This window comes from Cyclobacterium plantarum, assembly GCF_011290685.1.
GTDB classification, from domain to species: Bacteria; Bacteroidota; Bacteroidia; order Cytophagales; family Cyclobacteriaceae; genus Cyclobacterium; species Cyclobacterium plantarum.
In genome coordinates this window covers 821788-833314 of record NZ_JAANYN010000001.1, presented here as the reverse complement: position 1 = coordinate 833314, position 11527 = coordinate 821788, and the positions used below count along the sequence as shown (strand labels likewise).

The 11527-nt window shown below is 42.6% G+C and carries 9 protein-coding genes; 7 read left to right on the top strand and 2 right to left on the bottom strand.

The features are described from left to right. The first annotated feature begins 172 nt into the window (after positions 1 to 172). Complete coding sequence (locus tag G9Q97_RS03450) at positions 173 to 1663, top strand: oligosaccharide flippase family protein (RefSeq protein ID WP_166143142.1); 1491 nt, start codon at positions 173 to 175, stop codon at positions 1661 to 1663. A gap of 6 nt (positions 1664 to 1669) precedes the next feature. Here the strand turns inward: G9Q97_RS03450 and G9Q97_RS03445 are convergent, their stop codons facing one another. After that, positions 1670 to 2956 (bottom strand): glycosyltransferase family 4 protein, encoded by a 1287-nt coding sequence (locus tag G9Q97_RS03445; RefSeq protein WP_166143140.1) that lies wholly within the window; start codon positions 2954 to 2956, stop codon positions 1670 to 1672. Between the two features lie 72 nt (positions 2957 to 3028). Further along, positions 3029 to 4495, bottom strand: a complete 1467-nt coding sequence (locus G9Q97_RS03440) for an NADP-dependent isocitrate dehydrogenase (RefSeq protein WP_166143138.1) — start codon at positions 4493 to 4495, stop codon at positions 3029 to 3031. 323 nt (positions 4496 to 4818) lie between these two features. Between G9Q97_RS03440 and G9Q97_RS03435 the strand changes: the two genes are divergently transcribed. The 6 genes from G9Q97_RS03435 to G9Q97_RS03410 all read left to right on the top strand — a co-directional run bounded on the left by G9Q97_RS03435 (position 4819) and on the right by G9Q97_RS03410 (position 11515). Then, complete coding sequence (locus G9Q97_RS03435) at positions 4819 to 5604, top strand: enoyl-CoA hydratase/isomerase family protein (RefSeq protein WP_166143136.1); 786 nt, start codon at positions 4819 to 4821, stop codon at positions 5602 to 5604. Between the two features lie 18 nt (positions 5605 to 5622). Next, complete coding sequence (locus tag G9Q97_RS03430) at positions 5623 to 7152, top strand: lipopolysaccharide biosynthesis protein (protein WP_166143134.1); 1530 nt, start codon at positions 5623 to 5625, stop codon at positions 7150 to 7152. Beyond that, the gene (gene dut / locus G9Q97_RS03425; RefSeq protein ID WP_166143132.1) at positions 7142 to 7573 is read left to right on the top strand and encodes a dUTP diphosphatase; all 432 of its coding nucleotides are present in this window, start codon (positions 7142 to 7144) and stop codon (positions 7571 to 7573) included. Before G9Q97_RS03430 ends, dut begins: the two co-directional genes overlap by 11 nt. 205 nt (positions 7574 to 7778) lie before the next feature. Then, positions 7779 to 9524, top strand: coding sequence for a tetratricopeptide repeat protein (locus G9Q97_RS03420; protein ID WP_166143130.1), 1746 nt, complete (start codon positions 7779 to 7781; stop codon positions 9522 to 9524). Next, positions 9517 to 10260 (top strand): DUF4292 domain-containing protein, encoded by a 744-nt coding sequence (locus G9Q97_RS03415; protein ID WP_166143128.1) that lies wholly within the window; start codon positions 9517 to 9519, stop codon positions 10258 to 10260. Before G9Q97_RS03420 ends, G9Q97_RS03415 begins: the two co-directional genes overlap by 8 nt. Beyond that, positions 10229 to 11515 (top strand): murein hydrolase activator EnvC family protein, encoded by a 1287-nt coding sequence (locus tag G9Q97_RS03410; protein ID WP_166143126.1) that lies wholly within the window; start codon positions 10229 to 10231, stop codon positions 11513 to 11515. Before G9Q97_RS03415 ends, G9Q97_RS03410 begins: the two co-directional genes overlap by 32 nt. The last annotated feature ends 12 nt before the right edge of the window (positions 11516 to 11527 follow it).

Below are 11527 nucleotides of genomic sequence, written 5' to 3'. Positions count from 1 at the left end.
AACTTCCAATTGCAAAAATACTACAAAATCGAATTTTCTATACCTGTTAAACAAATTAATTTTGTAGTACAAAATTATACTGACGAAAAACAACTAATTTAGCCTATGATTTATTTGGTACCCCAACTTTACCTTTTTACCGGAAAGTTAAAATTTATTATTCTCCTTTAACTTGAGTAAACCAGCCCAACAAAGCATACTGACCACCATTGCGGCCTATATTGGGGTGCTGATCGGCTATGTTAACCTGCTATGGCTGATGCCTTACGTTCTGGAACCGGAACAAATTGGTTTGTTCAAAACCATACAGGACATGGCCTTACTCCTGGTACCATTTGCCCAAATGGGAATTGGTAATGGAATCACCAGGTTTTTTCCCCGAATAAAGCATCAAAAATACGCTTTTTTTTCTTTTAGCCTCTTTTTGGGAATGCTTGGATACGCTTTGGTGGTGATTATTTTCTTACTGTTTAAAAATCCCATCATGACTTCCTTTTCGGATAAAGCTCCTGAAGTCAATAATTTCCTGCAGGTAGCACTTATCATAACTTTTTTCTCCGTAATCAACACCCTTTTGGATGCATTTAGCCGGTCTTTTCTGAAAATAGCCATTCCATCTTTGATCAGAGATGTACTCCTCCGCCTGTTGATGGCCCTGTTGGTCATAGGCTACTATTTGGCGTTTTACCCATTTCATTTCATGATTTGGGGCATGGGAGGGGTCTATTTGTTGGCCATGCTGGCCATGGCAGGATATATGGTGCATATTGGTATTTTTCATTTTGACTTCAGGTGGAAGGGGATTCCGGGATCTTTTAGAAAGGAATTCATACAGTACAATACAATTACCTTACTTGGCACTGCAGGAGCTCTTTTGATCATGAAAATAGATAGCCTGATGGTCAGCTCCATGATTGGTCTGGATGCCAACGCTATTTACACCATAGGCTTTTCCATTGCCGTAGTCATCGAAATGCCGAGAAGGGCCATTTCTCAGGTGGCCATGCCCCTCATATCGGAAAAATTCGCCGCAAATCTTTTGGATGAAATAGATGTGCTGTATAAAAAAATTGCCGTTCACCAACTGCTGATTTGCCTGTTGATCTTTTTACTGATCTGGGTTAATATTGATACCCTGTACCATTTTGTACCCAATAAAGAGGTCTACCAGGCCGGGAAATGGGTGGTATTACTGATCGGACTGGGGAAACTGACAGATATCCTGTTTTCAGTAAACGGTGAAATCATTGTATTTTCTAAATTTTACGTTTTTAACATTACTGCCACCTTACTCATGTGTGCAGCAGTCATCCTCTTTAACCTTGCGTTAATTCCGGCCTTCGGGATAGAAGGGGCAGCACTGGCATCCCTGCTGGCCATGTTTTTTTACAATTTGCTAAAGTTTTTCTTTGTGAAAATAAGGCTGGGATTCAATCCTTTTACCAAAGGCATCTTCACTATTCTGTTTACAGGAGGCATCAGCTGGGCTGTTTCTTTTTACCTGATCCCAGTTTTTGAACCGGTACTTTTGGACCTTCTGGTTAGAAGCAGTATGGTATCTCTGCTTTACCTGGCCCTGATTTATTGGCTTAAAGCGGCTCCTGAGGCAATGGATCTGGTGATAAACAAAATCAAGTCAATTTTTTATGGCAGGATCAATTAATTCCTATTACCCCTCAATTGCCTTTTCAAGCAAATTCACCAGGTCCCTGGTAAGGTTCTTCCTGCTATAAGCCTGTATATATTCATTGCTTCCCTTTTCGGAACTGCTTTCTGCAATTTCAGACAATCCACGAATCAAACCAGCTTCATCGTCATGCCTGAAAACCTCCCCTGCCCCTGCCTGATAAATGATCTGGGCGGCATCTCCCTGAGGATCTCCCAAAGCTATGATCGGCCTGCCTGTGGCCATGTATTCAAAAAGCTTTCCAGGAATATTCCCTTTGGCATTTTTGGTATCAGTAAGGATCAAAAGCAAGGCATGAGCCCGCTCATAAAACTCAAAAACCTCCTTATGGCTTACATATCCAGGCAGATAGACATGAGCATTTAGCCAGGGATCTTCCCTGATCAGCTTCATTACGTATTGGTTGACTTTGCCTACCAGGGTAAGCCTGATTTTTCCCCGATCCTGGCCATAAATCTTCTTCATTCCCATTAAAAAAGGAACAGGGTCCCTGATACTGTCAATTACGCCGGAATATACAATTTCCAAAACTTTTTTTGCAGGTGAAACCGGAGCGAAATTCTTGGGCAAATCATCCGGATCAAAACCATTGGTCAGCAGCTGTACGTTTTTACCGGAAAGGGTTTCCATCTCGGCTTTGAAGGTCGGGGAAATGGTACACAAGGCATCTGCTTCCCGGAAAACTGTACGCTCCAGTTTTTGGTGATATCTTCTGGCAATGGAAGTCAGGTTGAGGGTGTCCAGAAACTCCCAGGAAGACCAGGGATCCCGAAAATCAGCCAACCAGGGAAGCCCGGTTTTTCTTTTCAGCCCCCTCCCTATCAGGTGCATGCTGTGGGGAGGTCCCGTGGTAATGATGGCACTGAAATTATTCTGTTCGCAGATGTCTGCCAGGAATTTTACCGAAGGCCTCACCCAAAAAATTCGTGGATCCGGAATCAGCAAGTTCCCCCTCATCCATACGGCTAGTCGGTCCAATAAGGAAGGATCTTTTCTCTCCAGTATCACAGAGGTATCCTTTAAATTTTTTCCTTTAAAATGCCTGAAAAGCTGGTAGGGCTCCCAAATGGGGAATTTCAGCACCTCTGTTGAAGGCGATACTTCCTTTTCCAGGGAGGGATCCAATAGGCCAAAGTCCGGGTTTTCAGGCGTAAAAATGACAGGTTGCCAACCAAACTCCGGAAGGTATTTGGTGAATTTCACCCAGCGCTGAACGCCAGAACCTGCACTTGGAGGCCAATAGTAGGTAATAATCAAAACTCGTTTCATACCATAACACAATAAAAAGACATGCAGACCCAAAAGATGCCTGCATGTCAGATGCCCGAAAAGCTTCCGGATTTATTCCCCCTGAGCAAGAGAAAAACCCCTCACCCCATCGAAGGTGTATAAGTGTTCGGTTTTCACAAAATCAAAACCAAGTTGCTGTACCTGTTTGAGCACCTCAATGACCTGATCATGCGTTATGACTGTTTCGTCTGCATTGAAAAACCTTACCCGCCAATGGTCAGAGCAAAAGGTTTCCTTCATCCCATCTGGATAAACCCGTACTCCCCTGTTGGTGATCAGTTGCATTTTCAATCCACCGGCATTTACCTCACGAAGCCTGTCCCCTATTGTGTTGGCATTGCGGTCCCCTTCTTTCCAGTCAATAAATACATCCAAACCAATAAGTACCTTTTCTGAAGGTTTGGAAGGCCTCAGTGCCAGTGCCGCCCTTGTTTCTGCTTCAGTACGCACGGCTTTCGAAAAAGTCGCTTTTTTTAATTTTGAGGGCACTCTTCCAAGTCTCTCTATGACTGCGGCAGCAAACTCCTGCGTACCCACTTTTTGTCTACTAATGCCCTCCTGATAAATATCGCCTGTATGAATTCCATCTTCAAGGGTGGCCATCCAGGCATTACTGATTTTTTCTGCCACCTCTGGCTGACCGATATGAACCAGCATCATGACTGCTCCATTAAGAAGGCCTGAGGGATTTGCGATATCCATTCCTGCAATATCCGGTGCCGACCCGTGAATGGCTTCAAACATGGCCACATCTTCACCAATATTGGCAGAGCCTCCCAAACCCACTGAGCCGGTAATCTGAGCTGCCACGTCAGAAATGATATCACCGTATAAATTCAAAGTAACGATCACATCAAACATTTCCGGTCTGTCTGCAATCAGGGCGGTGCCAATGTCTATGATCTTATGATCTGTTTCAATTTCGGGATATTCTTTGGCTACTTCATTGAACACCTGGTGGAAAACCCCATCTGCCATCTTCATGATATTGTCCTTGGTCATGCAGGTAACTTTTTTACGGTTATTCATCCTGGCATATTCAAAAGCATACCTGACTATTTTCTCACTTCCTGGCCTGGAAATCAGTTTTAAACACTGATATACTTCATCTGTCTGCCTGTGTTCAATGCCTGCATACAAATCTTCCTCGTTTTCCCGAATGATGACCATGTCTGTCTTTGGGAAATGGGTCCTGACAAAGGGAGCAAAAGCTTTACAGGGACGCACATTTGCGTACAAGCCCAATGTTTTTCTCGTAGTCACATTCAGGCTCTTGAAGCCTCCTCCCTGAGGAGTAGTAATGGGAGATTTCAAAAACACTTTTGTATTCCGCAGAGAATCCCAGGCACTGGGTGCAATCCCGGAACTGATACCCTTCAAATAAACTTGTTCGCCGATTTCGATAACCTCAGTTTCAATGGCAGCCCCGGCTTCTTTTAAAACAGACAAAGTGGCTTTCATGATTTCCGGGCCTATACCATCTCCATAGGCAACTGTTATTTTTCTTTTTTCGGACATAAGGATAATCTTTGAAGTTTTACTGAATTTAAGATGGTACAAAAATAGGAAATATTGGTACACAAACATTTCAAGTCCTCTTTTATTATAAAAAGAGAAGGGGAAATAAATGAAGGACAAGACAATAGATTTAAAAATTGGCAAGGAATAACTACGCGCCAAACCAAATGCTAATTTCATCAAATTATTTTTTTAAGGTACAAAATGCATTTTATTACCTATTTTATCAAATACACCTTTTCAACAACACATGATTTTTAACCGAATCTTTTGTGATTGTTCATGCGCCTCGTATATTTGGAGCTTAACATTGTAGAATTGGAATGGCTGAACAAAAAATTATTCTTTCAGAAACCAAAGATGGAATACTTTATCTAACCATCAGCAGAGAGCCCAAACTCAATGCCTTAAATTTTAACACATTGGAGGAATTGAAAAATATCTTCAATGAAGTAAACGACAACAAGTCAATAAGGGGCGTGATCATCACCGGCGCCGGGGAAAAAGCCTTTGTTGCCGGAGCTGATATCAACGAAATTTCCGAGCTTAATGAACTCAATGCGAGAAAGTTTGCCGAATTTGGTCAGGAAGTCTTCGAAATCGTGGAATCCTGCCACAAACCGGTTATCGCAGTGGTTAATGGCTACGCTTTAGGCGGTGGCTGTGAATTGGCAATTGCCTGTCACATGAGAATAGCCACTACCAATGCAAAGTTTGGACAACCGGAAGTGAACCTTGGAATTATTCCCGGATACGGGGGCACCCAGCGATTGACCCACCTGATAGGTAGAACCAAAGCCACGGAAATCCTCATGACCGGAGATATGCTGGATGTGAATGAAGCCCAAGCACTGGGCCTCTTAAACCATATAGAACCCAACAAAGAAGCCGCCATCGCCAAAGCAGAAGAGATATTGAAAAAAATCATGAGCAAGGCTCCCCTTTCCATAGGTATGATAGTGGATTGTGTGAATGCGGTTTATGCAAGTGATGAAAACGGCTATCAGATTGAGGCCAACAGCTTTGCCAGGTGTGTCAAATCAGAAGATTACAGAGAAGGTACCAAAGCTTTCCTTGAAAAAAGAAAACCTAACTTTAAAGGGGAATAATCCCCTTTTTTATTTTTTATGGGCCTGTTAAAAAAATTAGCCGGGCAATCCGCAGTTTATGGTATCAGTAGTATCCTGGGCAAAACCATCAATTTTTTGCTGGTTCCCTTATACACCGGTTATCTGGCAAAAGAGGATTTGGGCTCCTTTACCTTACTGTATGCCTTGATTGCTTTTTTGAATGTGGTTTTTACCTTCGGTATGGAAACGGCCTATTTCCGCTTCGCCACTGGTAAAGGCCTCCATCCCCAAAAAGTTTATCAAAATGCCCAATCACTGGTCTGTCTGGTGGCTCTTTTGTTAGGGGCTTTGCTGTATATGACTGCTGAACCCCTCAGCCTGTTATTCGATTTCTCCGGAAAATCACACTTGTTTCAATGGTCAGCAATGATTCTCACCATAGATGCACTCATGGCCATCCCTTTTGCTAAATTAAGGCTGGAGGGAAGGTCGCTTTCTTTTGCCCTGGTTAAATTATTGAACATTGTTTTAAATGTAGGTTTTAACGTCCTTTTCATTGTCGTTACTTTCCATATTATTCAGGGAGACATCCTTCCGCAGTTACAAACCTGGGTTTCCTCCTGGTTTCGACCCGATTGGGGGGTAGATTATATTTTACTTTCCAATGCTCTGGCGAACTTCCTTATTCTACCGCTTCTATGGAAACTGGTGGGTGGATGGAAATTCGAATTGAAGAAGGTCGTCCTGTTGCCCATGTGGCAGTATGCCCTACCGCTGCTTTTTATGGGCCTGGCCGGGGTTACCAATGAAGTGTTTTCAAGGGGCTTGTTTGAATATGCCTTACCGGACGGGTTTTACCCACAGCTCAGTTCAAGGGAAGCAGGAGGGGTTTTCGGCGCGAATTTTAAATTAGCCATACTGATGAGCCTGATCATTCAGGCTTTCAAATATGCTGCTGAACCTTTTTTCTTCCAGCAAGCTGAAAGCAAAAACAATCCTGAGCTATTTGCCAGGGTAATGCATTGGTTTATTATATTTTGCTCCACATTAATGGTAGCCGTAGCCGTCAACCTGAAACTCATCGGAGCGCTTTTTTTTCAGGCGGCAGGTTATGCCATTGCCCTGCCCATGGTACCCATCCTCTTGATGGGCTATCTGTTGCTTGGCGTTTATTATAACCTGAGCATTTGGTTTAAAATCACCGACCAAACCAAATACAGCTTTTACATTACCTTTACTGGTGCGGTGGTCACCATTTTGGTTATTTTGACGCTGGTTCCGGTCCTGGGGTTTATTGGAGGTGCCCTGAGTACTTTGGCATGTTACCTGACCATGGTAATCATGTGTTATTATACCGGTCAGAAATACTATCCCATTCCTTACCAAACCAAAAAAGGACTCGTTTACCTTACTGTATCCTTTTTGTTCAGTTATGCTGGCTTCTTATGGGACACGGGAAATCTTTTTGTCAATTTTATGTTGCACAATGGCATACTTGTGGTCTTTCTGCTGCTTATTTTCCTGATGGAAAAAAAGGAACTATATTTGCTTTTTCAATCCATTTCAAAACAAAAGAATGAAAATTAACGTCATCAATACATCCAAACACCCTCTCCCTGCTTATCAGACCCCTCTTGCTGCCGGGCTTGATTTGCAAGCAAACATTGAATCGTCGGTGGTTTTAAAGCCCCTGGAGCGGCAGTTGATCGGAACCGGCCTTTTTATCGAACTGCCGGAGGGATATGAAGCACAAATACGACCAAGGAGCGGATTGGCATACAAATTCGGTGTAACGGTACTCAACAGTCCGGGAACCATAGATGCCGACTATAGGGGCGAAATTAAAGTACTGTTGATTAATAATTCCAATACAGATTTTACCGTTCAGGATGGAGAGCGCATTGCTCAAATGGTCATCGCCAAACATGAACAAATCACCTGGATGCCCAAAGACAAACTTTCTGAAACATCCCGGGGCCTAGGAGGATATGGCAGTACCGGAAGGTAGGCAGCTTGCACCTGTGCGTTAAGGTTGTCCTGTAAGTCTTTGGGAACCAAAATAAAAAGTAAATTGTATCTCAATTGATAATGAAAAAATGGTCTGATTTTGCCTTCAACGAGCAACACTTTAATCTATAAGGAGTTTCTTAGTAAAAATGGTTTCATTTATTGTTAACCAGACCTTTGACAATCTGAAATTAAGCCTTGTATCAATGAATAGCATAAATAGTAAAATTTTCTTTTGGTTTATAGCCTTTTTGGTCATCTCCAGCTTTGGCCTGGAACCAGCTATGGCTCAGGAAAAGTTGAGCCGGAAGGAAAGAAAAGCCAAGAAAAAGGAAATGATGGCCAGTAGGCTTTTTATAGAAGGTCAAAAAAACCTGATGCTGGAAGATTTTGAAAAGGCTTATTTTTATTTCAATAAAGCATTGGAGTTTAATGACCAGGAAAGCGCCATTTATTTTAAGTTATCTGAGATGATGATGCGCGCCAATAAACCCGAAAAAGCACTTGATCTTGGACAACAAGCCCTGGCACTGGACCCCGAAAATAAATTTTATCACCTTCAGATGGCTGAAATTTACACCAAACTAAACAGGAACGGGGAAGCCGCTGCGGTTCTTGAAAATTTAATGGAAAAAGAAGGTGATTACCGGCAATATATTCTGGATTTAGCATCCATTTATCTCAATTCCAATGAATTTGACAAGGCTTTGGAGGCACTTAACAAAGCAGAGGAGTATTATGGCGTAGTAGAGCAGCTTACTGCTCAAAAACAAAGAATCTATCTGAGGAAAAACAATTTGGGTATGGCCATTGAAGAAGGGCAAAAACTGATAGACGCCCATCCCGGCAATTCCAAATATGTGTTGGCTTTGGTAGAGATTCTCTTCAACAACAACAAAACGGAGCAGGCACTGGCCTTGGTTCTGGAATCATTGACGGCTTATCCCAATCAGCCTGAATTGAAAATGGCTGCTCACACACTTTACAAAGAAAAGGGGGATTTGGAGCTATCCAGAAAATACATCAAAGAGGCTTTTAAAAACCCTGATCTGGATGGGGAAATAAAAGTCCGGGCTTTTAAAGGAATCATGGCTGAGTTGCAAAATTCTTCTAGAGATCAGCTCCTGGAATCTTTGGGAAAGGACATGGAAATGCACCATCCTGGAGATCCGGAGGTTTTAACCATACTTGCTGAATGGAAACTACAGAACAATTCCCCGAATCAGGCGATATCCTATTTTAAAAAATCCATCCGCATAAAAATTGACAATGAGGGTGTTTACCAAAAATTGTTACCCTTGATGTTTGAAAACCAGGAACCTTTTGCTGAAATTGTGGAAGTAGCGGATATGGCTACGCAGGTTTTTCCCGAAAAGCCTGAATTTTGGTTTTTCCTGGGCACAGCCCAGTTGGGTGAGAATGCCAATGAGCCTGCCAGGACAGCCCTTGACAAAGCCATAGCGCTAAATGACGGTAAAAACCCCCAACTTTCCCAAATGGCCAATGGTCAGTTGGGTGATGCACTTTATGCGCTTGGTGAGAAGGATGCCGCATTTGATGCCTATCAAAAAGTTTTGTCACAAAATGCCAATAATGAACATATTTTAAATAATTATGCCTATTTTCTCTCCCTGGAAAAAAAGGATCTTGAAAAGGCTTATAAAATGTCCTCAAAATTGGTAGCTAGATATCCTGAAAACCCTACCTATCTGGATACCCATGCATGGGTTTTATTCCAGCTAAACAGGTATGAGGAAGCCAAAACGTACATGGAAAAGGCGATCAAACACCTGGATACGCCAAGTGGTGTAATCCTCGAACATTATGGGGATATCCTGTTTAAACTGGGAGAGAAAGAAGCCGCCCTGAAATACTGGAACAAGGCCAAAGAAATGAAAGAAACTTCTGAATTTCTGACGCTAAAAATAAAAAACAAAACATACTATGAGTAAGGGTAAATTATTGGTTTTCCTTATGGGTTCCCTGTTGTTTTGGTCTTGTGCCAGAAAACCCATGTCCTACACCAGCGATACGGTCATGGAACAATTTGAGCCTTCCTATCTAAATTACAACTACCTGACGGCAAAAGGAAAGATTACCTTGGAAGAACAGGATGGGAAGATAACCAAAGGCACCCTTAACATCCGAGCCAAAAAGGACAGTATCATTTGGTTTAACATGTCACCAGGGCTGGGAATTGAAGCGGTAAGGGGCTACATCAGCACCGATCAGATTAAGATCAGGGACCGGATCAATGGCCAGAAAATAGATATGGGTTATGAAGAGTTTCAGAAAAAATACGGGGTGCCGCTGTCATTTTCACTTTTCCAAAACCTTCTTTTCGCCAACATCCCACACGAATTCAGCTACAGGGACCGTTTGATAAGAATAGGAAAAATATTTGAACTCAGGCAGGAGCGTGAAAACATTCAATACAAAACCCTTGTGGATGCAAGCCACGGCAAGGTCTCCCAATTGGAAAGTGAGGCTTCTAAAAACCGGTCTGGCAGTCTTTCGGCATCTTATATGGATTTCAGGGATCTGGATGGCCAGCCTTTCCCCTACCAGGCCATTATTAAAATGGTACTCAGCTTACCACAAAAACCAAATACCAATTTCTTCATGAATGCAGAAATGGTAAAAGTAGAACTAACGAATGACCCACTCAGTTTTCCATATAACTTTTAAATCCGGGGCGCATGCCTGCTGTTTTTTTCTGTTTTTTCTATTCGTATTAGGCTTTCTCTATCATCCGAAGGCCTATGCCCAGATTACCGCAGACAGGGCAGAGCTTGAAAAAGCAAAAGAGGCCATACAAAAAAGACTCAGGGAATTTGACTCGGTTTTAAAAAAGACTACCAATGAAAAGCGAAACTCCCTGAGTGAGCTCCGCGCTGTAATCCAAAAGCTGGAGACGCGGGAAAGCTATATTGCCACCCTAAACAAAGAATTGCGGGTTGTAAATCTGGAAATCAAACAGACCTCAAATCAAATTACGCAACTAGAAGATGAACTAGAGACGCTGAAGGAGGAATATGCCGAAATGATTTACACCTCATACAAACTGAATCAAGGCATCAATCTGATTACATTCATTTTTTCCTCCGCCACATTCAAGCAATTTTACATGCGCCTGAGGTACCTCAAGCAATACAGTGATGCCAGAAAAAAACAGGTGGAGCGGATGGAAATGGTAAGTCTGGATTTGACAAAAAAACAAAAAGAACTGGAAGGGCAACGAGCAGACCAATTGGCTGTTTTGCAACAGGAGCAAGAACAGAAAGAAGCACTGGCGGTATTGAAAACTGAGCAGCAGCAACTGGTCAATTCCCTAAGTCAAAGGGAGGAAGAGCTGAAAAAGGAGATTGCAGCCACGAAAAAACAACAAGAGGAACTCAACCAACTTATCAAGCGGGTAATCGAAGAGGAAATGAGGCTGGCAAAAGCAGCCGAAAAAGTGGAAGAAAAAAAGGAAGAAGCAGATACTTCAACAGAAAAACTTCCCGCAACCCCAAAAGGTGCTGCACTTTCGGCTTCCTTTGCCAGCAATCGGGGAAATATACCCTGGCCCGTAGAATCAGGATTCATTTCCAAAAGGTATGGTACGTTTCCGCACCCTACCCTCAAAGGGATCACAGAGACCAACGACGGAGTGGACATCCAAACCAATAACAATGCGCAGGTGAAGGCAGTATTTGCAGGCGTGGTAACGAAAATCACTACTGTTCCTGGTATGGGAGGCACCATCATCATCAAACATGGAGATTTTTACACCATGTACAGCCGGTTAAAAACCATATCGGTCAAATCAGGACAAGAAGTAAATACTTCCACAACAATTGGCACCGTTTATACCGATAAAGACGGAGTGTCTGCTTTACATTTTCAAACCTGGAAAGGACTGCAAGTTATGGACCCAAGTATTTGGCTTTCTAGTAAATAATGCTTAAATTTT